Origin of the sequence: Yoonia maritima (assembly GCF_002933395.1) — a bacterium.
Lineage (GTDB): Bacteria > Pseudomonadota > Alphaproteobacteria > Rhodobacterales > Rhodobacteraceae > Yoonia > Yoonia maritima_A.
The window spans coordinates 590,029-616,038 of the sequence record NZ_PKFN01000008.1; the positions used below are offsets into that span (position 1 = coordinate 590,029).

The following is a 26,010-nucleotide window of genomic DNA, read 5'->3' on the forward strand; positions in this document are numbered from 1 at the left end:
GCTCACGGCACAGCGCCATGAAACCAAAGCAAGGTTGCGCCATATGCTGACAGCCAGAACCGCATTGTCCGGGCGCCGATTTGGCGCGGGACCCCTGCGTGATGTGGGAACCTGAGAGTTAAGCGATGCCTTGCGATTGACCTGCGGTCACGCTCTGCTCACGCGGCAGCTTGCATCGGTTGGGTTGCACATGCGCCTTTCTGCGCAAACTGTCAAGGAGACAGCTGCGTCATCCGCTAAGTGTATCGCCAGCAGCACGCCAGAAGGAAATAAACGCCGTATCCTCAGGGCGATCACTTCCCCTTGCGGTCACCACACCATATAGTGATCCAAAGCATATTCTGTAGGGATGGATTGCGTGGCACATATTATTGTCGTGGGTAACGAAAAAGGCGGCGCGGGCAAGTCGACCGTATCAATGCATGTCGCGACAGCGCTTGCACGGATGGGACATCGGGTTGGGACGCTTGACCTTGACCTACGGCAAAAGACGCTTGGGCGCTACATCGCAAATCGCACCAGTTTTCTTGCAGAAAAAGGGATCGACCTGCCGTCGCCCAGCTATCACGAACTTCCTGAGATTGATCAGACAAGCCTAAAGCCCGGCGAAAACGCCTTTGATCACCGTCTTTCGATGGCCGTGTCCGAAATGGAAGCCGATAACGACTTTATCCTCATCGACTGCCCCGGCTCGCACACCCGGCTTAGCCAAGTAGCGCACAGCCTTGCGGACACGCTGATTACGCCGCTGAACGATAGCTTCATCGACTTTGATCTGCTGGCCCATGTGGACAGTGACGGCGAAGAAATCACCGGCCCATCTGTTTATTCAGAAATGGTATGGAACGCGCGGCAACTGCGCGCACAGGCCGGGCTGAAACCGATTGACTGGATCGTGGTCCGGAACCGCCTAGGTGCGCAAGCGATGGTCAACAAAGAAAAGATGCAGCGCGCGATCACGAAACTGGCCAAGCGCGTCGGTTTTCGGACGGCCCCCGGATTTAATGAACGGGTTATTTTTCGCGAGCTATTCCCACGTGGTCTCACGCTTCTCGATCTGCGCGATATGGGCGTTAAGGGGATGAACATCTCAAACGTGGCAGCCCGCCAAGAACTGCGAGACCTGATCAAGGCGCTCGATTTACCGGGCGTGACACCAAATTTTTAACCAGTTGATGCGAATCCCTTTCGCGACGTAGCTTAGCAGCCTAAGCATGTCGCGAAAGCCAAGAGGAGCCATCATGCGTGATTTGTTGTCGTTGGAACGTTACAGTACGTTCGTGTTTGTTTCTGTTATGGCAGTCATTACCCTGCTATTAACATTTTGGCATACTTGGCTGTTCATCCCATTCATAATATTCGCAATTCTGACCTTCGTCGGCATCCGCGATATGCGGCAAACCCGCCATTCGATCCTGCGCAACTACCCGGTTTTGGGTCATCTACGCTTCCTATTCGAAGCAGTCCGCCCCGAAATCCGCCAATACCTGATTGAGAATGATCAAGACGAACAGCCATTCAGCCGCGAACAGCGATCATTGGTGTATCAACGCGCCAAAGGTGCCGAAGATAAGCGCCCATTCGGCACCCAAGAAAAGGTGTACGAGGCCGGGTATTCATGGCTCACGCATTCTGTTCAGCCTGTGCATTTTTCGGACACTGACTTTCGTGTGATGATTGGCGGTCCTGACTGTGCGAAACCTTACAACGCATCGCTGTACAACATCTCGGCGATGAGCTTTGGATCGCTATCTGCTAATGCGATCAAAGCCCTGAACACGGGTGCCAAGCTTGGTGGATTTGCGCAGGACACTGGCGAAGGCGGCATAAGCCGCTATCACCGTGAACCGGGTGGCGATCTGATTTATGAAATTGGTTCGGGCTATTTTGGCTGCCGTAACGACGACGGCACATTCAACCCCGAAAAATTCGCAGAGCAAGCCGGGGACGATCAGATCAAGATGATCGAAATAAAACTTAGCCAAGGCGCTAAGCCCGGTCATGGTGGGATGCTACCTGCGTCAAAGATTACCGAAGAAATTGCAGAGGCGCGCCATATTCCAATGGGTGTCGACTGCGTTTCACCTGCAGCGCATAGTGCGTTTTCTTCCCCCCTTGAGCTGATGCGTTTCATCGCGCAACTACGTGAACTTTCGGGTGGTAAACCCGTCGGTTTCAAACTTTGCATTGGCCACCGCCGTGAATTCATGTGCATGGTCAAAGCGATGTTGGAAACGGGTATCATCCCCGATTTCATCGTTGTCGATGGGACCGAAGGCGGCACAGGCGCAGCGCCGCTGGAATTCGCCAACCACGTCGGGATGCCAATGATCGAAGGTCTGACATTCGTACACAATACGCTGCGGGGCGCTGGCATCCGTGACCACGTCAAGGTGGGTGCCGCCGGCAAACTGGTCAGTGCCTTTGATATCGCACGTGCACTGTCATTAGGCGCAGATTGGTGTAACTCGGCGCGTGGTTACATGTTCTCTATCGGCTGTATTCAGGCCCAAGCCTGCCACACCAACCACTGCCCTGTCGGCGTCGCGACCCAAGACCCGCTGCGTCAAAAGGCGCTGAACGTCGAAAACAAAAGCCAGCGCGTGGCGCGTTTCCACGCGAACACGCTTAAGGCGCTTGGCGAAATCGCTGGTGCGGCCGGGCTGAATGACCCAAGCGGGTTCCTCCCCTATCACTTTATGACCCGTCGTGGTGATGGGCAGATGACCGAAGCCAACGACGTGTACAATTATCTACCCATTGGCTTCTTACTTGAAGATAACGATGAACATATCGTTTACCGTGAACGCTGGGCACGGGCATCAGCCGACAGCTTTGCGCCGCCAGAAGCCCGCACATAGGCCTAATCGGCCGGGTCGTCTTGGCGTGGTGGAGTTTGCCCTAGCGCACGCATGAACAAACTGACACGCGGTCCTGCACCAGTAACGGTGCGGGACCGGTTTCGCAGAACTGGGGTGTTCTCTGACGTTCCCGTGCTTTCGCGCAAAACGATATAAAGTCCGCTTGCGATGATGATTGTCGCGCCGACACCCGTGAACAAATCCATCGTTTCGTCAAAAAACAGCATCCCGAAAATCGTGGCCCAAATAATCTGACTGTACTGCATCGGCGCGATGATTGCGGCCTCGCCCGCTTGATAGGCAAGGATAACCAGAAAACTGGCGATCCATGCAAACAATGCAATTACACCCAACATTCCCAGATGCGTTATTGGCATCGGTTCGTAGACAAAGGGCAAGGCGCAGCCCATAATCACAAAGTTGGCGACCATGGGATAGATCAGCATCACAACCGGGCGTTCCTCTGACCCGATCTTGCGTACAATAATGGACGCAATCGCACCGCACACCGCCGATGCAAGCGCCGCAAGGTGACCGCCTGTTAGCGGTGTCTGCCCGGGGCGCAGCACCACCATAACGCCAACAAGACCGACCAAAACCGCAATCCAGCGGCGTAATCGTACGGTTTCACCCAAGACCGGGATCGCAAGAACGGTGATCAAAAGCGGCGTCGCAAACAAGATCGCGTAAACCTGTGCAAGCGGTAGCACAGAAAATGCATAAAACGCAGCCACACCAGTTACCGTCGCCGCAGCGGTGCGCAAGGCCATCCACCACGGATGCACGGGCACCAAGGTACCCGGCTTTGCATCACGCATCAGCATAACCGTGGCTAGCGGGAAACTCAGCAAAACGCTAAAGAACACAATCTGAAACGGCGAATAAGTCGCGCCCAAAATCTTGATGATTACATCATGCGTCGCAAAGACAGCAAAAGCAGTCAAAGCAAACATAGCGCCTTTTGCATTGGGTGACATATCCGGTCTTTCGTTAAGTTAGCTACATACTGACAAAAAACGATCGCCCGCAGGTGTCAAGATCAACGGCCAATTTAAAGACATTGATCAGGCACCCACGGGCGTCATGATGTTTATGGATCGCCCCCTATCCGGGACGCGATATAAATTTGTTTATAGTGACGCGTCCAGCGCAGCCAAGATGACATCACCCATTTCCGTTGTAGACAGTGGAGTGCCGCCTTCAGGCCCCATCAGATCGCCGGTACGTGCGCCGTCTGCCAGAACTGCCTCAATAGCTGCCTCGAGGCGATCAGCCTCAGCACCCATGTCGAACGAATAACGTAGCGCCATTGCGAAGGACAAAATGCATGCGATTGGGTTTGCTTTGCCTTGGCCCGTGATGTCAGGCGCAGAGCCATGTACCGGTTCGTACATCGCTTTCGGGCGGCCATTTTCCATTGGCACGCCAAGGCTGGCTGATGGCAACATGCCCAGCGAACCAGTCAACATCGCAGCACAATCCGACAGGATGTCACCGAACAGGTTGTCTGTGTAGATCACATCGAACTGCTTTGGTGCGCGTACCAACTGCATCGCACCGTTGTCCGCGTACATGTGGGACAGTTCCACCTCTGGGTAGTCAGCGTGCACTTCGGTAACAACATCGCGCCACAGAATGCCGGATTCCATCACGTTTGCTTTTTCCATGGAGCACAGACGCTTGTCGCGCTTCATCGCCAGTTCAAACGCTGCACGTGCGCCGCGTTCGATTTCGGCTTCGGTGTAACGTTGGGTGTTCACACCAACGCGCATGTTGTCTTCCATGTGAATGCCGCGCGGCTCACCGAAATAAACACCTGACGTCAGTTCACGGACGATCATGATATCCAGACCGGCAACCAATTCTTTCTTCAAAGAAGAGAAATCTGCAAGCGCATCAAAACACTGCGCAGGACGCAGGTTCGCGAACAGGTCCATTTCTTTACGCAGACGCAGCAGGCCACGCTCTGGCTTTACGCTGAAATCCAGATCATCGTATTTTGGACCGCCAACAGCGCCCAGCAGAACGGCGTCTACTTCTTGGGCTTTTGCCATTGTGTCATCATGCAATGGAACGCCATGCTTGTCATAAGCCGCACCACCAACAAGGTCTTCGGACACGTCAAAGGCAACGCCGCGCTTATCGCCGAACCAGCCAATAATCCGCTTTACCTCATCCATGACTTCGGGGCCGATGCCGTCACCTGCGAGGATCAAAAGGGAGGGGTTTGCCATATGTCTGGTCCTTGGTTGAAAATGTTGTCAACGGCCTAGCCTGCCAAGGCCAAAGGTTCAAGATACCAAGGGGCGCAGACCTTCCTCTAGCAGGTCCCAAACGCGCCGAATACGTGGGGTTTGGCGCATTGCCTCGTGCGCAGTTAGCCAAATGGGTAATGACGGTATCGGAAACCCTAGTACCACCCGCTCGACCGCTGGATCATTGTCCCCCACAACGGCCTGCGCAAAACCGATTCCACAGCCAGCGCGCACCAATTCCCAATAGGTTACGTGATGATCGCAGCGTGTTTTAAAGAAACCAGTCCCCACATTGATACCTGCTGCGCGAAATCCGTCGATAATCATCAGACTTCGATCGTAGCCAACAAAATCATGGGTCATCATTTCGTCTAGGGTCTGTGGCATTCCCCTATTTCTCAAATAGGACTTAGCCGCGTAAGTTCCTAATTCGAGATCACCCAAATGTTTGGTCACCAAATCGAGCTGCGTCGGCCGGTACATCCGCACCGCAATGTCAGCCTCGCGGTAAAGCAAGTTTTGGCTATCGTCCGTTGGAACAAGTTCAATTTCGATCTCGGGTTCTTCGGCGCGAATACGCGCAATGATCGCAGGCATGTGATCCGCCGCGACGGCAACACTAGCCGAAATCCGCACAGCACCTGCTAGGCTGGCCTGCTGTCCGGCAGCCGTCAACGCGATCTGCTGCATAGCGTCGCGCATTGTTCGGGCTGGCGCAACCAAGTCAGCGCCTGTTTGCGTCAAGGTAAACCCGCGCGGCTGGCGGTAAAACAAATCGGCCTTAAGCTGTGTTTCCAAGGTTTTAATCTGGCGTCCAAGCGTTGGCTGGCTTGCCCCCAAAGCACGCGCTGCCGCAGATAGACTGCCCCCCTCGGCCACTGCAAGAAATGCCTGCACGAGCGACCAGTCCAAATCTGATAGGCGAATATCCATTCAATTATGAATACATGACCTACATATTCAGGCAATTTATTTTCACGTGCGAACAGATCACCTTTGAGCCACAACCAAAGGAGATCACAATGACCAAAACAGTTCTTATCCTCGGCGGCGCAGGAAAAATCGGCAGTCATGCCGCGATAGCGTTTGAAAAAGCCGGCTGGAATGTCCGGCACTACAACCGGAAAACCGACGACATGACACGTGCTGCAATAGGTGCGGACGTCATCATCAACGGGCTAAATCCTCCTCTTTACCATGACTGGAAAACCCTCATCCCGCAGATTACGGCACAGGTTATCGCGGCAGCAAAGGCCAGCGGTGCGACTGTCATTCTACCTGCAAGCATCTACAATTTTGGCAATCAGCCCGGTACATTTGATGAAAACACCGCGCAAATTCCAAACACAAGGAAAGGCAAGATCAGAGTAACAATGGAGCAGACTTATGCGTCGTCGGGGGTGCAGATCATTATGCTACGTGCGGGAAACTTTATTGATCCCAACGGTAACGGCGATTTCATGAGCGTCGGTAGTCTGCGCCGCATACGCAAGCGCCAGTTGGTCAATGTCGGCAACCCAAAGGCCATGCAAGCATATTGCTATACCCCAGATTGGGCGCGCGCGGCCCTGATGTTGGCAGAGCGTCGACATGAGCTGAGTCAATTTAACGATATCCCGTTTCCCGGCCATGCCTTCACGAATGAGACGCTCAAACAATGTCTGGAGAGCCACCTTGGCTATCGCCTCAAGTACACTTCGTTTCCTTGGTGGGCGATGCGGCTTTTTTCCCCGATTTGGGAACTCGGTCGCGAGATGTCGGAAATGCGCTACCTTTATTCAATGCCACACACGATTTCCGCGGCCAAATTCAACCGGATTTTACCCGACTTCCAGCCGACCGATTTGAAAACCGTGATGTTGGCTGGGTTACCGACTGATATCCACCCAAACAAGCCGGTGCGGTCCGGCGGCCATACTGTCATCACTCTTTGATGGCTGGTCAGGTGCTAGGCGCATTACCTGAGCACCTGTCACCATCCAATCTTGTGAGGGCAACACATAGCTAACGCGCAATTCACCAAGTTCAGGCAGGTGTGGCCAATAAGCTGTAGCGATTCCCGGCAGTGGGTCTTGTAAACGTGGGTCACCTAGAAAATCGCCCATCGCCGCCCGAATGCCGTCGCCCGCCTGTGGATCTAGGTTCGCATTCCCTAAGATCACGAAGCTATCCGGCGCGTGACCGAACACGCCGTCCAACACCGTAGTCCAAAGCATTAGTTCATCGCGATTACGCAGCCCATTGCGGTCCTCGGGTCCATCAAAAACCGGCGGAGTCGCTGAATATGCCATCAACTGAAGGTCACCATTTGGCAGTGCGATGGGGACCATCCAGTGGTTCGTTGACGAAAGTCGCTGCACTAAAGCAGTTTCTGGTGTCATCGGCGGTAAAACGGCCCCCGGAACGTCTTGCCACAGCAAATCGGAAAGATCCGTCACCTCCCCAAATGGAAATCGCGAAAGTATCGCCATCCCCCCGTCGCCAGAAAACTCTCCGTATCCTTGTGCATCTCTGGCTTCGCCCAATCGGCCATTCCCATCAATATCCAGCCCTGTTGGCACGCCTGCATTGGGCTGCGCGGAATAAAGATAGGGATAGGGGCCGTCTAAAATTTGAGAAAAGGTTTTCAACGCAAACCCATCCAAATCATAATCGAAATCCGTCAGTAGTAAGACATCAGGTGAAGCGTCATCAATCAGCGCGACAATCGCAGAAATTTCATCATCAGCACCCTTTTGCAGGTCCCGAAGAAGTAACCCGGGCCCGGATCTGCTAAGCGGCGCAGCAAATGTTGCAATACGATAGGTTTCGGCCTGAATGACGCCCGGACACGTAACAGCAATTAGACAATATAAGCACCTTCGGAAACCGCGCGTTCGTAGGCGACTTTCCGTTGTTGTTTTATCATCTGTGCGACCCGACTGAGAGCAACACCGCGCATTAATATACTTGCTGGCAAAAACGCCCATGCCGTCACTGTCCAAATCAACATATGCATATCATCCAGTTGGACGGGCATTCCAAACACAGCACATAGCTTGAGTAATGCCGGAACAAGAAAGGGCAGTAAAAAGCCTAAAATTACGTTAACGCGACCATCACGTTCAAGACGATCAACGACATCCCCGCCTGCAGCGGCATCAAACGTTGGCAAATTCACCCAAACATTAAATGGCCCCTCACGGCGCGGCCAGTGCTGTAACCGCAAAACAATAATGAACCAAAGAATCGCGAAAATCGACACCAGATAGCTAAGCCCTGCCGCGTCGCGTACACGCTGAACGACTTCGGGTGCGGCGTCCTGCGGTAACATCAAAACCATAAGTCGCACAGGCGAATAAGGAAAATCGATAATTTCCCCAATGCTCGCCCCGCTTTGCTTAAACAACTCGGTAATAGCTGAAGGTGACACATAGCCACGAAAAATTACTGAAAGGCACAGCACCGTTGCAAATAAGGTTGAAAACCGGACGCGATTGAACGGCGGTGCATCCCTGAACTCGACCAATGTTGGGCTTGCGGCGCTATATTCGACCAACGTAAATATCGCCGCAAAAATTGCGAACAAAACGACAATCTGAAGGCTGTCTTGCGTCTCACGCGGCAAAATTATCGCCGGCATAACAACCAGCAACACAACCATAATTGCGCGCACTATTGCTCCGGGCAGACGATCAGACACTCTACAACAATCCCCATTTATACCGACAGGCGGTCTAGGTTTCTTTGCATTTCGATGATGAAATGCTGGACGAACATATGCGTGCCGCTGCGACTCTATAACCTACTATAATACAGCGAATACCTAAACGACGACTGTGGTATTAGCGTAGTGGCATCCCTTTGATTACACCGGGCGAACCACTATTGCATCGAATGGATTGCTATTTAGTATACTGCACTTGTTACAACCTGTCACGCTGCTGAAATTAGATCATAAAATTTTCGATAAGTTTATCATTAAATGGAACAGGCCGCACAGCAGTGCGGCCTGTTCAAATGGATATTAGGAGACGTGGTTAGGCCCAAGGGCGTTCAACGGCAGCCTTTGCCTCAAAGCTATCAATTGAAGCAACCTTTTCGAGTGATAGGCCGATATCATCCAAACCGTTCAGCAGGCAGTGCTTTTTGAATTCATCAACTTCAAAGTTAAACACTTCCCCGTCGGAGGACGTGATTGTTTGTTCCTCAAGGTCGATTTCGATCCGGGCATTTGATCCTTTTTCAGCATCTTTCATCAACACGTCGACCTGCTCTTGCGGCAACGCAATTGGCAAAATGCCATTTTTGAAACAGTTGTTGTAAAAGATGTCCGCGAATGAAGACGCGATCACACACGTGATGCCAAAGTCGGCAATCGCCCAAGGCGCGTGCTCGCGCGATGAACCGCAGCCAAAGTTATCGCCAGCGACAAGGATTTGCGCATCGCGGTATTGCGGCTTGTTCAAAACGAAATCAGCGATTTCGTTACCTTCACGATCAAAACGCATTTCATCAAACAAGTTCGCGCCAAGGCCCGACCGCTTAATTGTTTTCAAAAACTGCTTTGGAATAATCATATCGGTATCGATATTCACCAACGGCAGAGGAGCGGCAATACCGCTAAGTTTATTGAACTTTTCCATTAGTTCATCTCCCGGATATCAGTCAGGTGACCGGTGATTGCTGCTGCTGCAGCCATAGCTGGAGACATCAGGTGCGTACGCCCCTGGTAACCCTGGCGACCTTCGAAGTTACGGTTCGAAGTAGATGCACAACGCTCACCCGGAGCAAGCTGATCAGGGTTCATGGCAAGGCACATGGAACAACCAGCAAGACGCCATTCGAATCCAGCATCAATAAAGATTTGCGCGATGCCTTCTTTTTCGGCTTGCGCGCGCACCAGACCAGAGCCGGGAACGATCATTGCGCGCATCCCTTCCTTGATCTTTTTGCCTTTCAGGACCGCTGCCGCGGCACGGAAATCTTCGATACGGCCGTTTGTACAAGAGCCGATGAACACAGTATCGATTTTGATGTCAGACAGTTTTTGCCCAACTTCCAAACCCATGTATTCAATTGAACGCTGAACAGCGCCTGCCTTACCGCCTTCAAAGCTGCTTGGATCAGGCACAGTTGCCGTGATCGGAAGCACGTCTTCGGGTGATGTTCCCCATGTCACAAGCGGAGCAATATCTTCACCACGCAGGGTCAGCACTTTGTCGAAATGCGCACCTTCGTCTGTAAAGAGCGTTTTCCAGTATTCCAGTGCAGCATCCCATTCATCACCTTTAGGTGCATGTGGGCGGCCTTTGCAGTAGGCATATGTGGTTTCGTCTGGCGCGATCAGCCCAGCGCGCGCGCCACCTTCAATCGCCATGTTACAAACCGTCATACGGCCTTCCATAGAAAGGCTTTGGATCGCTTCACCACAGTATTCGATCACGTAACCCGTGCCGCCAGCGGTACCCGTTTCGCCGATAACGGCCATGGTGATATCTTTTGCGGTCACGCCGGGGGCAAGTTTACCAGTGATTTCGACCTTCATGTTCTTCGATTTTTTCTGGATCAAGGTCTGGGTCGCCAGAACGTGTTCAACCTCAGAAGTACCGATACCGTGCGCCAGTGAACCAAACGCGCCGTGTGTCGCTGTATGGCTATCGCCGCAAACAACGGTCATGCCGGGCAGTGTCCAGCCTTGCTCTGGGCCAACGATATGCACAACACCCTGACGCACGTCAGATACGGGGTAATAGTGCAGGCCGAATTCTTTGGCGTTCGTGTCAAGCGCGGCAACCTGAATACGGCTATCTTCGGTCATCGTAGACGCGTTCGCGCGGTCCAATGTGGTTGGCACGTTGTGATCCGGCACCGCGATGGTTTTTTCAGGTGCGCGCACTGTGCGTCCGGCCATACGCAGGCCTTCGAACGCCTGTGGGCTGGTTACTTCGTGTACCAGATGGCGGTCGATATACAGCAAACAAGTGCCGTCTTCTGCTTCATGCGCAACATGCGCATCCCAGATTTTGTCATAGAGCGTTTTGGGGGACATGGTCCTCTCCCGTATCAAATTTTCAGATGTCTTCAGGCGTGCGGAATTGGCGAGGGGATCAACCCCGAGCTAGTATCGTGCAGCTCGCGCCGAAAAACCGCCAAGGTAGGCGAGCGCGGTCATCCATATCAAAAACCTGTTTCATAACGGGTCAGATATACATGGGCAGCGAGTCTCGCAAGTCCCACTCTGCGTCAGTATCCACTTATACAGTGGATTAACCGGCCAATTGCGCCATTGTTGCCTCTGCATCGAACAAATCGGCTTGGTCGGTCGTTTCAACTGAAATGTTCGCGCCATCCAGCAAATCGATGGTGACCCCTTTCAGGAAAGCAACCGCGCCCTCTGTCTCTTCGGGGATATCGCCTGGACCAGTATAAACAGCCTCGACCATAACGCCGCTCACGCCATCGACCTGAGTTTCTGTCATCGTGACATCAACATCAGGCAGGGTTCCACCAGCAGGAACATGATCAACCGTCAATGTCAGCGTATCACGCGACGGATCAAAATCTTCGATGATTGCTTCGGTCAGCTGTTCGTCTGTGACATTTGCAAGCACGTAAAAGTCGTCGCCCGCGCCTGCGCCAGCCTCAAGCGTCGCAGCGCCGGTAACAAGAACAAGATCGTCTTCGCCATCATCGCCGCGCGCAATTCCATCACCGCCCCAGATATAGATCGTGTCATCACCGTCGCCACCACTGATATGATCAGTAGAGTTTAAAGCAGGAACCAGTTCGCCATCTTCCTCGCGTGCGTCATAACCACCAAAAATGGTATCGTCACCGTCCTGACCGCCAAGTCGATCAGAACCATACCCGCCGTCAATAATGTCGTCACCGGTGCCGCCAAACACGCGATCACCACCAACCTGACCATATAATTCATCATTGCCAGGACTACCCACGATCCAATCGCGACCATCCCCAGCGCGCACGATATCGTCACCCTCACCGGGGCGAATTTCATCATCGCCAGCACCAGCATCGATCGTGTCGTTACCGGCCCACGTCAGAATAGTGTCGTTGCCTTCAGTCCCGGTTACGTCATCATCTTCTTCACTGCCACGAATTTCATTTCCAGTCACATCATCATCGTCGTCTTCGTCAGCCAAAAACACCAAACCGAAGGTCGCCAAAACCAGTGCCAAAGCAATGTACATAGCCATTTCTTTCGAAAAAATTAATTTCTACGGGGCCTTACCCCGGCCAGAACACACGCTCAAGCTTCAATTCGCGCACCGGGACATACCCGCAAGAGGTATGGCAAATGCGCCGCATCTGTTGCCAAAGGAAGTCTCAGCTTAGCTTGCCCAAAGGCCCATCGACGTGCAACACTGATCCAACCCAATCGTAAGAGTATCATGGCCGCACACGCATCCCAGCCAGAAGGCGACAAACAACTCGAACAAGTCCTATCGATAGGCAACGAACTGTTCGATTACATGTCAAAATTCGCTGACACATTTATTCGAACATGGAACATCTATCAAATCGGCATCGCGATCGGGCTTTTCGTGCTCGCGCATATATTGCGGACCACCTTAGGACCCCGCATCAGAGCATGGATGGCAGCGCGTGAAAACTGGCCCAAATGGCGGATGCGTATCTTAGTTGTTACCAATCAACGACTAAGAGCGATATTTTTTGTGGCACTGATCTGGCTCACAATCTTTGTCATGCGAGAAGTCACATGGAATAGCAGAAGCTATTTGCTTGGGATCATTGGCACATTAGCCTTTGCATGGCTTGCCGTCGTTTTCGCGACACGGCTCATTAAAAGCCCGTTCTTACGAAAGACTGTCCGCTATGGGGCATGGACCTATGTCAGCCTTCGTATCCTCGGGTTACTGGAACCCACAGAAGAACTGCTCGACAGTGCTGGTTTCACAATCGGCGAAATCAGGTTCTCATTGCTTTTAGTCGTCCAGTCTCTGGTCATTCTCGGGGTGCTAATCAGCCTCGCTAGGTTCTTCACCACAACGACCGCAAATAAGGTGCGCAGCAACAAAGACATCAGCCCGTCGATGCAAGTGCTTATCGTCAAGGGGCTTCAAATCGCGATCTATGGGGCGGCTTTCTATTTCGGTGTTAAAGCAATCGGGATCGACCTAACCGGGCTCGCAGTTCTGTCGGGGGCAATCGGTGTTGGCCTTGGTTTTGGCCTCCAAAAGGTCGTGTCGAACCTTGTCTCTGGCGTGATCATCCTGATCGACAAATCGATCAAACCGGGCGACGTGATTAGCCTTGGTGAAACCTTTGGCTGGATCAACGCCCTTGGCGCGCGCTACGTGTCTGTAGTCACGCGCGACGGCAAAGAATACCTCATCCCGAACGAAGACCTGATTACCGGCCAGGTCGTGAACTGGTCACATTCCAACGACTTTGTCCGGCTCGATATCCACTTTGGGACGTCATACACCGACAACCCACATGATGTCCGCCGCATCGCAATTGAAGCAGCACAAAGCGTCGACCGCGTTCTTACCAGTCGTCCCACCGTCTGCCACATCGTCGGTTTTGGTGACAGCTCTGTCGACTACATCTTACGGTTTTGGATCACCGACCCCACGGGGGGCTTAACCAATATCCGCGGCAACGTTTTCCTCGCGCTTTGGGACGCATTCCAAGAACACGACATCAGCATTCCGTTCCCACAGCGAGAGGTAAAGATGTTGCAGACTGAAAATGTCGGCAAAAAAGCTGATAGCTCTTTGCCAAGTGCCTAAGCAATAAAAACCAACATACGAAATAAACATGCCAATTCTCTTAACCTTCATGGTTCTTGCAGCCTGTGCACTGTCTTATCGCATCTGGCAAAAACAGAAGCTTCGGCAGCGCCTACTGAAAGCCAGCCTCTCAGATAGTGAACGCAACATCGTCGTGGAACAAGTCCCGCTGATACGGCGGCTCCCTCCTGAACTGACAGCCAAGCTAGAAGGAAAAATCAGGCTCTTTTTACATCAAGTTGATATCAGTGGCTGTAATGGCCTCGAAGTCACGGATGGAATCAGGCTTTCGATTGCGGCCCAAGCATGTCTGCTTATCGTTAACAGTGACGACTGGTACAAAAACCTTCGGACAATTCTTGTCTATCCCAGTGCATTCAAGTCGATCACGACCACGCACGATGGCTTTGTCGTTCAGCAAAAAGAAGTCATACGATATGGCGAAAGCTGGTCACGTGGCCCTGTCATTCTATCTTGGGAACACTCCCAGCGGGGTGCTGAAAATGAATATGACGGACACAATGTTGTCTTGCATGAATTCGCACACCAACTTGATGATCTATCCGGAAATACAAACGGCGTTCCTTTACTCAAGAAAAACCAAAGCTTTGCGCAATGGGAACGCGTGTTTCTAACATCATACGAGCGCCACCTTCAAAACGTGGAACAGGGACGCAAAACCCTGCTGGATGCCTATGGCGCAGAAAACCATCAAGAATTTTTCGCTGTGGCCGTCGAAGTCTTCTTTGAGAAACCCGCCCAGCTACAAAAAGACGAACCCGAATTCTATGCGCAAATAGCTGAACTACTAAAGCTAAATCCAGCACAATGGTCATAAGAAACCGTCATGCAAATTGACCCGGATTTAGAAGAGGCCGCGCAATAAGTTTGCGCGGCCTTTTCTATCAATTAAGCGAAGCCTTAGCCTTTGTTCATCCGGTTTTCGATTAGGTCATCGACCACGGACGGGTCGGCCAATGTGGATGTATCGCCAAGTGCGCCGAAATCGTCTTCGGCAATTTTACGCAAGATACGGCGCATGATTTTACCTGAACGTGTCTTTGGAAGACCCGGCGCCCACTGGATCAAGTCAGGCTTTGCAATTGGGCCAATCTCTGAACGCACCCAAACCTCTAGCTCTTTACGCAGATCTTCAGATGGTTCTTCGCCCGTCATCAAGGTGACATAGGCATAGATGCCCTGCCCTTTGATCGCGTGCGGATAACCAACGACCGCGGCTTCAGCGACCTTAGCGTGAGCAACAAGTGCGCTTTCGACCTCGGCCGTGCCCATCCGGTGACCCGATACGTTGATCACGTCATCAACGCGACCAGTGATCCAGTAATACCCGTCGTCGTCGCGCTTACAGCCGTCACCGGTAAAGTAATAACCTTTATAGTCGCTGAAATAGGTTTTCTCGAACCGTTCATGGTCGCCCCATACGGTGCGCATCTGAGCCGGCCAGCTATCTTTGATACACAGCACACCTTCGGCGGCGGTATCATGGATTTCTTCGCCCGACGTTGGTTCAAGGATCACAGGCTGCACACCGAAGAACGGAAGCGTTGCAGAACCCGGCTTGGTCGCAGTTGCACCCGGTAGTGGGGTCAGCAGGTGACCACCAGTTTCGGTCTGCCACCATGTATCGACGATTGGCACCGTGCCTTTACCGACAACATCATTGTACCAGTTCCAAGCCTCTGGATTGATAGGCTCGCCCACTGTTCCCAGCACTTTCAGGTCAGAGAGATCGTATTTTTCAACGAACTCTTTCCCCTGCCCCATCAACGCGCGAATTGCAGTAGGCGCAGTGTAGAATTGGTTGACCTTGTGCTTTTCACAGACCTGCCAGAAACGACCTGCGTCTGGATATGTTGGTACACCTTCGAACATCACAGTCGTCGCGCCATTAGCGAGCGGGCCGTAGACGATATAGCTGTGTCCAGTGACCCAGCCCACGTCGGCAGTACACCAGAACACATCACCATCATGATAGTCGAATGTGTATTGATGGGTCATCGCTGCATAGACGATGTAACCACCCGTCGAATGCACAACACCCTTTGGCTGACCAGTGGACCCTGATGTGTACAGAATGAACAGCGGATCTTCGGCGTTCATTTCTTCGGGCGGACAGTCGGCGCTGACCTTTTCTTCCATCTCGTGCAGCCAGTAATCACCCTCAGGACGCCATGCGATCTGCTGGCCAGTACGTTTCACGACCAAGCATTTCACTTCGTCAAAGTCGTTCAGCAGCGCTTGGTTCACGCTATCCTTGAGGTTCGTCACGCGGCCACCACGTGGTGCGCCGTCAGACGTGATAACAACCTTTGCGTCGCATGCGTTTACACGTGCGCCCAAGGCTTCGGCAGAGAACCCAGCAAATACGATCGAGTGGATCGCACCAATACGCGCACAGGCAAGCATCGCATAGGCGGCCTCTGGGATCATTGGCAGGTAAAGCACGACGCGGTCGCCTTTGGTCACGCCCATTTCTTTTAGGACGTTCGCCATTTTGCAGGTGCGTTCGTGGAGCTGCTTGTAGGTAATGTGCTGCGCTTCATCGTCAACGCTATCTGGTTCCCAGATGATCGCCGTCTGATCACCACGGGTTTCCAAATGGCGGTCGATACAGTTTGCGGTGACGTTCAGTGTGCCGTCTTCGAACCATTTGATGTCAACATTGCCGGGCGCAAAGCTGGTGTTTTTAACCTTCGTAAAAGGCTTGATCCAGTCAACGCGCTTGCCGTGCTCAGCCCAGAAACCTTCGGGGTCAGAAATCGACTGTGCGTACATCGCGTCATATGTTGCCTTGTCCGCATGCGCTGCGGCGGCCATTTCGGCAGATGGCGGATACATCTTGGATGTTTGATCGGTCATGGTCTCTCCCCCCTTTGACGTGTCGTTTGGGCCCAGCTAAGAAACTGTTGGCCTCCTCCGAGGCATATCATGATCAGAATGATTAGGAATCCAAGCCGTCGCGCTAAGCCAATGCGCAATTTGTCAATCTTAACACCCGCGAGGCGTGAATTTTGTTAGGTTTTTTACAAGACCTACAAAACACATGGAATGAGGCGCATCAAAATGGACGCGATAATTGTTCTGGGCGCTGCTGTTTGGAAGGATGGCCCGTCACCTGCCTTGCGCCGACGCACCTTACACGCGGCCAGCCTTTGGCTTGATCGTCAGGCACCCATCATCATCCCATGTGGTGGACTGGGGCTTTATCCTCCGACCGAGGCGGCGCTGATGAAAACCCTTCTTGAGCACCACGGCGTTAGCCCCGACTGCATCCTGCCAGAGGATCAATCGACCACGACCTTGGAAAATATTCGCAATGCGCGGGAATTACTGACTGGTCGTGATGTCATAATTGTAACTGACAGGTATCACGCGCGCCGCGCTGCCATGGTTGCCCGACATTTCGGGTTCAACGCGACTGTATCTAGCCCCCGACCAACCCGGAGCATTCTTAAGCAACACCTGCGCGAAGCAATCGCGCTGCCTGCTTACGCGATCAAACTGCGGAAGACCCCGCGCCAACCTTAACGCAGTATTAACTATCCTTAACGCAGACTGCCAACATCTGACTGGATGTATTGATGCGGTTTCTTATTACCTGTTTGTATTTTCTCTGCACGGTATCCCTTGCGGACGCCGGACCATGGAGCCGTGAACACAGACAGATTTTCACAGCAAGTGGCGGGAACTTTTTACTATCGGAAGGCGCAAAACTTCCGGTGAACTACGACCCGACATTCTATGCCGAATATGGCTTGAATGGCCTTGTTACCCTTGGCGTCGATTATCACACGGCCGATCAGGGACGCATTCAAGCTGCGGTGTTTTTCGCGAGCTTCCCGATCGGAGAACCTATCGCGCCCAACACATGGTCCGCACATATTGGCTTGGGTGGCCGGGTGGACCCCCTTAACCCGGTAGAGCACCTGACGCGCGGCGGCGTGTCTTGGGGGCGCGGGCTAGATCAAGGCTGGCTCGCCATTGATACCAGCGCCACTTACGGCGACATAGATCATGTTTTTCGGTCCAAAGCAGATTTTACATGGGGGCATCATCTAAGTGATCGCTGGACTGTCGTGTCCCAACTGCAAACAGGGCAAGGGTATGACGATGACACCTATGCCAAGGTGAACCCCTCGCTGATCTTCCATGTAAATGAACGGTACTCGATCAGCCTTGGCGCGGTGAAAGCATTAACCGGCGACCGCGGATCGGCGCTTAAGCTGGACCTTTGGTCGACCGCTACAATCCCCCAATTTCGCGCAGAAGACTAATCACATCTTCAACCCCCTGCCCGTGTCGCAGGCTCGCAAAAACAACGGGAAGATCCCCACGCATCCGCGCGGCATCTGTCGCCATCACATCCAACGAAGCACCAACATGCGGTGCTAGATCAGTTTTGTTGATAACCAAAATGTCGGAACGTGTGATTGCGGGGCCACCCTTGCGCGGGATTTCTTCGCCAGCGGCAACGTCGATAACATAGATCGTTACATCGGCCAGCTCCGGGCTGAACGTCGCAGACAGATTGTCACCACCGCTTTCAATAAGCACCAGTTCAAGATCATCGTGTCGCGCACGCATTTCAGCAATTGCAGCGAGGTTGATGGACGCGTCCTCTCGGATCGCAGTATGCGGACAACCACCCGTTTCGACCCCCATCACGCGGTCAGCGGGCAGGATTTGCATCCGCATCAGAGCTTCGGCGTCTTCTTGGGTGTAAATGTCGTTCGTAATCACCCCAAGGCTAACCTGATCCTTCAACGCACGCGCAAGCGCCGCTGTCAGCGTCGTCTTACCCGCGCCAACAGGCCCACCAATTCCAACGCGCAACGGTCCATGCGGTGACATCATTCTTGCTCCATCTATCTTATGATCGGAATATGCGCGGATACTGGTCCGCATGCTGCATCGACGCAATATCAACAGCAAAACTGGCCGTGCCTATATCATCCAAAGTGGATTGCGCGGCTTCCTCGCCGATCGTAGCGCACACAGGCGACAAACCCGCCAGAATGCGCTGCCCTTCTGTTTGCCCCAATGGCATCAGTCGTTGGGCTGCCTGCACCAGATTGCTGGCAAAGCTTTGCAACCAAACCTGCGCTGTCGGAACGACCGGCAATCCCATAAGGCCCGCAGCACGGCCAACGGCCACCGGATAGGCCATATCCGGCAGGTCCAGTGCCCAAACCGCACGTGTCGTTGAAGCGAACGCCGCACCCTGCTGCACGGTCTCCATCCTTCGTTCCCGCGAAGGCGAAAGCGCTGCCGCTAATTCAGCAACAGGGGCCACATCATCGGCACCATGTGCCGCACAAAGCAATATAGCATCAGACCGCCCGGCGCCTTGGGTGAGCACAGCATCCAGCCAATCCGCCAACCCGGCCGCATCGGCCACATCACCGCGTTGCACGGCCTGTTCTAACCCATGCGACCACGCAAATGCGCCGATAGGATAGGCAGGCGAAAGCCACTGGGTCAGTGTCAGCAGGTGTTCAGTGTTCATGGGAATGGCTGTGATCGTGCCCCATAGTCCGGCCGTGCCCGTAGGCACCGCCTTCTGGGGTAAACGGGCCGTCGAAATCCGTGACAGTCGCGCCCAACTGTTCCAGCATCGCGCGCATCACTTTTTCGCGCTGCACGACCAACGCATCAGGCAAAACCGCGCAAGGCGCATGCCGGTTACCGATATGCCATGCAAGCCGAACAAGGTCGCCAGTGACCCGCATCAACGGTTCGTCAGCAGCGGCAACAGTAATCTGACGACCATCTTCGAGCAGGAAAACTTCGCCCGCATTCACCGATGTCGTCTGCGGCAGATCCACCAAGAACAGTTCACCCGCATCAGTGGTCAACCGCTTACGACGCAGCAGTCGTGCGTCATAGGTCAAACTAACAGTACCTGCGACAGCCCCATGCGCATGGGGCTGTGTTTGATGCGCCTTGGCTGTCATGGCGCACCTACATGATTTCGTTGCGCCATCCCCCTAGCATGCGCCAGAGGGAAGCATGTTTTTAGCGCTTTGTCGCGATGCGATGCACCGCACGCAAGACGGTTGCTGGTAGAAGAAAGATTTCCCGAACAGCCACTTTGGCCAATTCGATGATCATTTCGCGGTTTGTGATAAGAGTGTTGTTCGTCTGGAAAGTCATATTGAGCCTCGTCAAAAGCGATGTCTTTCCTCCCTGCAACAAATCTATAATGCTGCGTCGCAGCAATCAAGCCCTTTGAACGCCACGTCATACCCATCAGAACAGAAAATACCGTTGTGCCATTGGCAATTCTTTGGCGGGTTCGCATGTCAGCAACTCTCCATCCGCACGCACTTCGTAGGTTTCAGGGTTCACCTCCATATGTGGCATGGCATCGTTCAGCTTTAGGTCTTTCTTGCCGATGTTGCGGGTATTCGTGACGGCCAATGTCTGCTTTGCCAGTCCCAGCTTATCGCGCAGACCAGCGTCTTGAGCAGCAGCGCTCACAAATGTAACGGCAGAGTTTTCAACCGACCGCCCATATGCACCAAACATCGGGCGCGAATAGACTGGCTGCGGCGTCGGGATTGACGCGTTTGGATCACCCATTTGCGCGGCCACGATGGTACCACCCATCAAGATCATCTCGGGCTTCACGCCAAAGAACGCGGGATTCCATAAGACAAGGTCAGCACGTTTACCTTCTTCAATCGATCCAACATGCGCCGAAATCCCATGCGCGATGGCCGGGTTGATCGTGTATTTTGCGATATAGCGACGGACTCGTACGTTGTCGTTGTCGCCGGTTTCCTCTTTCAACGCGCCGCGCTGCTTTTTCATTTTATCAGCGGTCTGCCACGTACGGATCAGCACTTCGCCAACCCGGCCCATGGCCTGACTGTCAGATGCAATGATCGAAAACGCGCCCATGTCGTGCAGGATATCTTCGGCGGCAATCGTTTCACGGCGGATGCGGCTTTCGGCAAAGGCGACGTCTTCCGGGATTGATTTATCCAAGTGATGGCAAACCATCAGCATGTCGAGGTGTTCATCTACCGTGTTCACGGTGAACGGGCGTGTTGGGTTTGTGGATGATGGCAACACATGTGCCTCGCCACAAATCTTGATAATATCGGGCGCATGTCCGCCCCCTGCACCTTCGGTATGGAATGCGTGGATGGTACGGCCTTTCATGGCGCCAACGGTATTCTCAACAAACCCAGATTCATTCAGCGTATCCGTGTGGATCATCACCTGCACGTCCATCGCATCTGCGACAGACAGGCAGTTATCAATCGCTGCTGGGGTCGTTCCCCAGTCTTCATGCAGCTTCAGGCAGGACGCACCGCCCAGCACTTGTTCCTCCAGCGCAGCAGGCAGTGACGCATTCCCCTTACCCGCAAAAGCAAGGTTCATCGGAAACGCATCAGCCGATTGCATCATACGACCAAGATGCCAAGGCCCCGGTGTACAGGTCGTCGCCAGCGTCCCATGTGCAGGTCCAGTGCCGCCACCGATCATAGTCGTCAGACCAGAATGCAGCGCGTCTTCGATCTGTTGCGGACAGATAAAGTGGATATGACTGTCGATACCGCCAGCGGTCAGAATGCGCCCCTCGCCAGCGATCGCCTCGGTTCCCGGACCAACGATAATGTCAACGCCGGGCTGGGTATCCGGATTGCCTGCCTTACCGATCTTAACGATACGACCACCCTTAAGGCCGACGTCCGCCTTAATGATCCCAGTCCAGTCGACGATCAGGGCATTGGTAATAACCGTATCAACGGCACCCTCAGCACGGGTCGCCTGACTTTGCCCCATACCATCACGGATAACCTTGCCACCGCCGAACTTAACCTCTTCGCCATAAAGCATAGCATTATTGCCGGACCCGCCAGTGCTAGCAGCACCAGCATATTCAGCAGTCAGATCGCGCTCGACCTCGATGATCAAATCGGTATCAGCTAGCCGAACCTTGTCGCCCACGGTGGGACCAAACATAGCTGCGTAATCGCGGCGAGAAATTGTTGCTGGCATCCTAAAGATCCCCCATCACTTTGGCATTAAATCCATACACGCGACGTGCGCCCGACATCGGGATCAATGAAACCTCACGGCGCTGGCCCGGCTCAAACCGCACAGCCGTTCCGGCGGCAATATCAAGCCGCAGCCCGTAAGCCGCGTCACGATCAAAATCCAAGGCTGGGTTCGTTTCTGCAAAATGGAAATGAGAGCCGACTTGCACCGGCCGGTCGCCCGTATTGGCCACTTCCATAACTGTAACCTCTGCGCCTGCGTTCAAAGTAATTTCGCCATCTGCGACAATCAATTCACCGGGCTTCATCGTAATATCCCCCTCATCATCTTGCTATAAATACTCAAAAATCAACGGATCGGGTCATGCACGGTCACCAGCTTGGTACCGTCAGGAAAGGTCGCCTCGACCTGCACTTCGTGGATCATTTCGGCGATGCCATCCATAACCTGTTCGCGGGTGATCACCTGCGCACCAGCTTGCATCATATCAGCAACCGACCGACCGTCGCGTGCGCCTTCGACGACAGCGTCCGTAATCAGCGCGATTGCTTCGGGATAATTCAGCCTTACACCACGGGCGAGCCGCTTACGCGCGACCTCAGCGGCCATTGCAATCAGCAGCTTGTCTTTTTCGCGGGGGGTTAGTTGCATGGTTTACAGTCTCCAAACACGGGGGATGGGCGCGGTTGATAGCGCCTCAACAACAGGGATAAGTTGACGACGCAGGGCAAAGCCATCCTCGGCCAACAGCCGAACAAGCAGCAGGTCATCCGCAATCAGGCTCGCGCCACTGGTATCAGGAAGGGTCAAACCGCTAGCCAAGGCTTCGGCCTGTGCGCCTGCTAAAAGAACCGTCGCCATGGCACCAGCGCCATCGGCAATTGCGGCACGCGCCATCTGCGCCTGCGCGTCACCTATAAGTCGAATGGCATCCGCGAATACCAACGTCCCGTCCCGCCAGATACGCCATTGATCCGTGAAATGTACCGTGCGAATGACTTCGCCCATCGCGAGCCGACCGAATATCACGGGTTCAACAATCAATGCAGTGGCATCATGAGAAAGATGGACATTCATCCGGCGATCCAGCGCCGCACTGTCAAACAAAATGGTTTCTTGGGGCAGCCAGTCAATGCGTGCGCCGGGCCCTGCTCGCAACGTTACATTTGAACGCGCCACCTGCCCCGGATGAGCCCGATATGCACGTTCCGCCGCTTGCGATGAAAGAATGATATGTGCGTTGTCATCAGCCGCGATATCAAACTGCATATGATCACCGCCGGTTAAACCACCTGCAGTATTCAAAAATACGGCATCCAATGCCGCGCCGTGCACCCGCGGAAATAGCGCCTTCAAGGATCCCTCGTGGCGGAGATCAGCAATGACTGAATCCCTACCCCGCCGCTTCGCCCTAAGCTGCAACGCGCCTTGGGCGCGTGGGGCCAAGGGCGACGCTTTTGCGACATTGATTTCGGCAGCGTAGGTTATTGAGTGGCCTCGGTCATTTGATGTTTCGAAAATCAAACTGCCAAATAACCGTAGGGTGATGCCAGTGCGCACCGAAAAAATCGCTCAAGTTTTCACACCACTGCTGCCATTCGCCCAAAAGTTAGGCATACGTGTAGCATGAATACCGAAGAGGGCGTCGAGTGATACCCCCTTTGGTCCGCTTCAAACTAGCTTAATACGGCGTATCCATCCGGACCTGATACCGGACATTGCCCTTTACCGCGGTGCCCCAATTCAGATGCACCGACCGGTTATCAGACCCTTGGCTACCCTCAGCCCAAGGCATTTCATGAATTCGCACGCCTACACTGTTGCTAATCGGCCCATCCGGCATAACCGTATCAACGAACTTGGCGTGCCCGTCGAACGGCAATGCAGTGCCCGTTTCCATTACCCACGTCAGCGCCTCTGTGGCTTGATCGTGATCTAGGGTCGCAGGATTTGAAACGGGTTCGTGCACGTTGTGAAACGTATTCCCACGAAATTCGAGCCCACGCGTACGGCTATAGTCCAAGTCAGCAAAAGTTGTATCAACGCGTTCGACCCGGTCGATCTGCCCGTTGGATGATCGAAATACGTTCCCCACGACCGCAAACCCATTAATATAGTGCCCTGGACCATAGGGTTTGATCACAATGAAGTTCGCCCAAGATGCCACATCACTGGTCAAAAAAATGTTGCCTGTAATGGTAAGCCCCCCAAAAGAAAATTGGGCACCCAACGACGGATCACTGCTGTGTTCATTCGTCCATTCAATAAAATTGTTGTCGCAATAGTTGCCGGTAAAAATACTTTTGGGATTGGGTGACGTCAGGATGACTCCGCCCTTGCGAATACCCAGTGCTTCATCATCGCCATGAAACCAATGGTTGCCCGTAATCAAAGTACCTGAACCGCCTAAAACGCAAAAGTGCTTGAAACGATTGACCCTGTTATCGCGAATTTTTACGTCGTTTGCATTTGCATTAAACCCAATACTTACTCTTTGAGACACGGCAAGCGGCTGCTCTGCCGAGATAAATTGGCAACGATCAAGCATCATTCCCTGACAGCCGCGCCCGGGCGACGTTAGGCCCCGGTCTTTGGGTTTGTTGATAAAGCAATCGCGCAAGTGAAACGTAAGACCCGCTGGCGCAAGCATAATACCACTGGCGATCCCGCTGCCCTGAAACTCAATATCGTCTAACACAAACTGGCTTAGCTTCTCGTAGCCGGAAAAATCCAACAAATACTTAAACCGCGTGAAGGTGAAGTTTTGGCTGCCTTCAGCGTCGAACAATGGCGCGCTCAGCGTAATGATACGGTCTGGTATATTGATTGAACGTACGTAAATCTCGCGCCCCACTCCATTGCCTTCGACCAACGCCCCCACGGGAATGGTTGCAATGTCGACCACATCGGTCAGCGTCAATTCGTCCGCTGCACTATAGCTGGCCTGCGATGTCACAACATCTGCGTCCCAAGCAGCGCCATCGACTGGTTCAAACTGCCCGTTACGGATGACACGACGCGTGGCATATACTGTCCGCGACGGGTCACAGGCTTGCATATTCACAGGTTCAGACAACGAAACGCGTCGCCCACACAGATCAAGCGATTCATGATCGGCAAAGTTGATCAGCGCTTGATAGGCCTTTTTAAAGGCGGTTTCTTCGTCTTTAAACGCATCTAGGTAAGCATCAAAATCATAACCGCGCTGCAGAATAAAACGGTACTGCGCATCCTGCACAATACGGCCTTCGCATTTCACGTGATTTTCCATCGTGACGTTATCTGCTAGACGATAATCCCCGGCAGGCACCATGACGGTGCGGCCGTTGGCGGCAGCGTCTGCAGTCTCGAATGCGGCGCTATCATCCGTGACACCGTCGCCCTTGGCGCCGAAATCCTTCACATCAACCAGCGACAACAGATCGCGCGTGAAAACGTTGCTGACATCTTCAATCTGAATGTCGTCAACACGCACAACACCGCCGGTCAGGCCAGTCAAATCAATCCCAAAGTGCCCATAGTCAGCATCGCTCCAAAGCATGTCGACGCCAGTACGGTCACCTGTGCCAATGATTGCGCTGACTTCGACAACCTGTCCATAATGGGTCAGCTGTGTCGCAGGCCCAAATGCAGGCAACCCAGCAACAGGTGCCCCACCCGCCTGCCCGGCCCAACCCGACACACGCACAGCAGGCAGCGGTCCTGAAATTGCTTTCACCTTCGCGGTCACACGTAAATAACAACCGGCGATAATGGGAGTTTCGCCCATATAGCGTACGCGCGCTGTTGGATCGACTTTCAGCACCTCGAGACACCCAGCAAAGTCCGCGTCGGCCGCAACAAACACACCCGATCCGCTGATCGCATATGTGTCAGACCCCGGCGTGCCATCACCGCTGGACCAAACACCCAAACCTGCCGAGAATGGCAGCGGTTGAAATACAATTCCGTCTGTAATCGCTTTGTTCATGAAAATACCTTCTCTGGCAGCGTGCATGTTGGTCCCGCGTCATGCGGCACCGCTGCGAAAGAGGTACGTGAAACTGCTAAATCAGCCCTGACACCACCGTGACGGTGGGGGCTGCAACACAAAAGGCCGGGCAT

General features: G+C 53.5%; 25 protein-coding genes. 7 read left to right on the forward strand and 18 right to left on the reverse strand.

All coding sequences use genetic code 11. The features are described from left to right. The first annotated feature begins 358 nt into the window (after positions 1–358). Both CYQ09_RS09460 and CYQ09_RS09465 read left to right on the forward strand, forming a co-directional pair. A complete protein-coding gene (locus tag CYQ09_RS09460) occupies positions 359–1,168 on the forward strand; it encodes a division plane positioning ATPase MipZ (RefSeq protein ID WP_106745479.1) in 810 nt (269 codons plus the stop codon). 73 nt (positions 1,169–1,241) lie between these two features. Beyond that, positions 1,242–2,861, forward strand: a complete 1,620-nt coding sequence (locus CYQ09_RS09465; RefSeq protein ID WP_106745137.1) for an FMN-binding glutamate synthase family protein — start codon at positions 1,242–1,244, stop codon at positions 2,859–2,861. A 2-nt stretch (positions 2,862–2,863) separates the two neighbouring features. On the opposite strand, the gene CYQ09_RS09470 is transcribed toward CYQ09_RS09465, so the two are convergent. From CYQ09_RS09470 to CYQ09_RS09480, 3 genes are all read right to left on the reverse strand, one after another. After that, positions 2,864–3,838: a DMT family transporter gene (locus tag CYQ09_RS09470; protein WP_106745138.1), complete on the reverse strand. Its 975-nt coding sequence runs from the start codon at positions 3,836–3,838 to the stop codon at positions 2,864–2,866. A gap of 153 nt (positions 3,839–3,991) precedes the next feature. Continuing rightward, a complete protein-coding gene (gene leuB, locus CYQ09_RS09475) occupies positions 3,992–5,095 on the reverse strand; it encodes a 3-isopropylmalate dehydrogenase (protein WP_106745139.1) in 1,104 nt (367 codons plus the stop codon). 57 nt (positions 5,096–5,152) lie between these two features. Beyond that, on the reverse strand, positions 5,153–6,049 hold the full coding sequence (locus CYQ09_RS09480) for a LysR family transcriptional regulator (protein WP_106745140.1): 897 nt from the start codon (positions 6,047–6,049) through the stop codon (positions 5,153–5,155). Here CYQ09_RS09480 and CYQ09_RS09485 point away from each other — a divergent pair. Next, positions 6,004–7,050 carry an epimerase gene (locus CYQ09_RS09485; protein ID WP_239495896.1) on the forward strand — a complete coding sequence of 349 codons (1,047 nt, stop codon included), beginning with the start codon at positions 6,004–6,006 and terminating at the stop codon, positions 7,048–7,050. The two genes, CYQ09_RS09480 and CYQ09_RS09485, sit on opposite strands and share 46 nt — an antisense overlap. Here CYQ09_RS09485 and CYQ09_RS09490 read toward each other — a convergent pair. The 5 genes from CYQ09_RS09490 to CYQ09_RS09515 all read right to left on the reverse strand — a co-directional run bounded on the left by CYQ09_RS09490 (position 6,985) and on the right by CYQ09_RS09515 (position 12,309). Beyond that, positions 6,985–7,914 (reverse strand): endonuclease/exonuclease/phosphatase family protein, encoded by a 930-nt coding sequence (locus tag CYQ09_RS09490; RefSeq protein WP_106745480.1) that lies wholly within the window; start codon positions 7,912–7,914, stop codon positions 6,985–6,987. The two genes, CYQ09_RS09485 and CYQ09_RS09490, sit on opposite strands and share 66 nt — an antisense overlap. Before the next feature lie 44 nt (positions 7,915–7,958). Further along, positions 7,959–8,798 (reverse strand): hypothetical protein, encoded by an 840-nt coding sequence (locus CYQ09_RS09495; RefSeq protein ID WP_239495897.1) that lies wholly within the window; start codon positions 8,796–8,798, stop codon positions 7,959–7,961. Between the two features lie 337 nt (positions 8,799–9,135). Next, positions 9,136–9,741 (reverse strand): 3-isopropylmalate dehydratase small subunit, encoded by a 606-nt coding sequence (leuD, locus tag CYQ09_RS09500; protein ID WP_106745142.1) that lies wholly within the window; start codon positions 9,739–9,741, stop codon positions 9,136–9,138. After that, positions 9,741–11,147, reverse strand: a complete 1,407-nt coding sequence (leuC, locus tag CYQ09_RS09505; RefSeq protein ID WP_106745143.1) for a 3-isopropylmalate dehydratase large subunit — start codon at positions 11,145–11,147, stop codon at positions 9,741–9,743. The genes leuD and leuC overlap by 1 nt, the downstream gene beginning before the upstream one ends. Positions 11,148–11,364: 217 nt before the next feature. Further along, on the reverse strand, positions 11,365–12,309 hold the full coding sequence (locus CYQ09_RS09515; RefSeq protein ID WP_162617628.1) for a calcium-binding protein: 945 nt from the start codon (positions 12,307–12,309) through the stop codon (positions 11,365–11,367). Positions 12,310–12,510: 201 nt separating this feature from the next. Here CYQ09_RS09515 and CYQ09_RS09520 point away from each other — a divergent pair, with 201 nt between their 5' ends. Both CYQ09_RS09520 and CYQ09_RS09525 read left to right on the forward strand, forming a co-directional pair. After that, the gene (locus CYQ09_RS09520) at positions 12,511–13,875 is read left to right on the forward strand and encodes a mechanosensitive ion channel domain-containing protein (RefSeq protein ID WP_204353923.1); all 1,365 of its coding nucleotides are present in this window, start codon (positions 12,511–12,513) and stop codon (positions 13,873–13,875) included. A 28-nt stretch (positions 13,876–13,903) separates the two neighbouring features. Beyond that, the gene (locus CYQ09_RS09525) at positions 13,904–14,713 is read left to right on the forward strand and encodes a zinc-dependent peptidase (protein WP_106745146.1); all 810 of its coding nucleotides are present in this window, start codon (positions 13,904–13,906) and stop codon (positions 14,711–14,713) included. An 83-nt stretch (positions 14,714–14,796) separates the two neighbouring features. Here the strand turns inward: CYQ09_RS09525 and acs are convergent, their stop codons facing one another. After that, a complete protein-coding gene (gene acs, locus CYQ09_RS09530) occupies positions 14,797–16,755 on the reverse strand; it encodes an acetate--CoA ligase (RefSeq protein WP_106745147.1) in 1,959 nt (652 codons plus the stop codon). Between the two features lie 204 nt (positions 16,756–16,959). On the opposite strand from acs, the gene CYQ09_RS09535 reads away from it, so the two are divergent. Together CYQ09_RS09535 and CYQ09_RS09540 are read left to right on the forward strand one after the other, a co-directional pair. Then, positions 16,960–17,424, forward strand: coding sequence for a YdcF family protein (locus CYQ09_RS09535; RefSeq protein WP_106745483.1), 465 nt, complete (start codon positions 16,960–16,962; stop codon positions 17,422–17,424). Between the two features lie 53 nt (positions 17,425–17,477). Next, complete coding sequence (locus CYQ09_RS09540; protein WP_162617629.1) at positions 17,478–18,170, forward strand: hypothetical protein; 693 nt, start codon at positions 17,478–17,480, stop codon at positions 18,168–18,170. Here CYQ09_RS09540 and ureG read toward each other — a convergent pair. The 9 genes from ureG to CYQ09_RS09580 form a co-directional block, all read right to left on the reverse strand. Beyond that, the gene (gene ureG, locus CYQ09_RS09545; RefSeq protein ID WP_106745149.1) at positions 18,139–18,750 is read right to left on the reverse strand and encodes an urease accessory protein UreG; all 612 of its coding nucleotides are present in this window, start codon (positions 18,748–18,750) and stop codon (positions 18,139–18,141) included. The two genes, CYQ09_RS09540 and ureG, sit on opposite strands and share 32 nt — an antisense overlap. Positions 18,751–18,766: 16 nt before the next feature. Next, positions 18,767–19,402, reverse strand: a complete 636-nt coding sequence (locus CYQ09_RS09550) for an urease accessory protein UreF (protein ID WP_106745150.1) — start codon at positions 19,400–19,402, stop codon at positions 18,767–18,769. Next, on the reverse strand, positions 19,392–19,850 hold the full coding sequence (locus tag CYQ09_RS09555) for an urease accessory protein UreE (protein WP_106745151.1): 459 nt from the start codon (positions 19,848–19,850) through the stop codon (positions 19,392–19,394). Before CYQ09_RS09555 ends, CYQ09_RS09550 begins: the two co-directional genes overlap by 11 nt. Before the next feature lie 61 nt (positions 19,851–19,911). Then, complete coding sequence (locus tag CYQ09_RS18320) at positions 19,912–20,049, reverse strand: hypothetical protein (protein ID WP_162617630.1); 138 nt, start codon at positions 20,047–20,049, stop codon at positions 19,912–19,914. Positions 20,050–20,145: 96 nt separating this feature from the next. Beyond that, positions 20,146–21,906, reverse strand: a complete 1,761-nt coding sequence (gene ureC / locus CYQ09_RS09560; RefSeq protein ID WP_106745152.1) for an urease subunit alpha — start codon at positions 21,904–21,906, stop codon at positions 20,146–20,148. A gap of 1 nt (position 21,907) precedes the next feature. Next, on the reverse strand, positions 21,908–22,213 hold the full coding sequence (locus tag CYQ09_RS09565) for an urease subunit beta (RefSeq protein WP_106745153.1): 306 nt from the start codon (positions 22,211–22,213) through the stop codon (positions 21,908–21,910). A gap of 41 nt (positions 22,214–22,254) precedes the next feature. Further along, positions 22,255–22,557, reverse strand: a complete 303-nt coding sequence (locus CYQ09_RS09570; RefSeq protein ID WP_106745154.1) for an urease subunit gamma — start codon at positions 22,555–22,557, stop codon at positions 22,255–22,257. A 3-nt stretch (positions 22,558–22,560) separates the two neighbouring features. Next, complete coding sequence (locus CYQ09_RS09575) at positions 22,561–23,262, reverse strand: urease accessory protein UreD (protein WP_239495898.1); 702 nt, start codon at positions 23,260–23,262, stop codon at positions 22,561–22,563. Positions 23,263–23,587: 325 nt separating this feature from the next. Then, the gene (locus tag CYQ09_RS09580) at positions 23,588–25,876 is read right to left on the reverse strand and encodes a glycosyl hydrolase family 28-related protein (protein WP_106745485.1); all 2,289 of its coding nucleotides are present in this window, start codon (positions 25,874–25,876) and stop codon (positions 23,588–23,590) included. Positions 25,877–26,010: the final 134 nt, after the last annotated feature.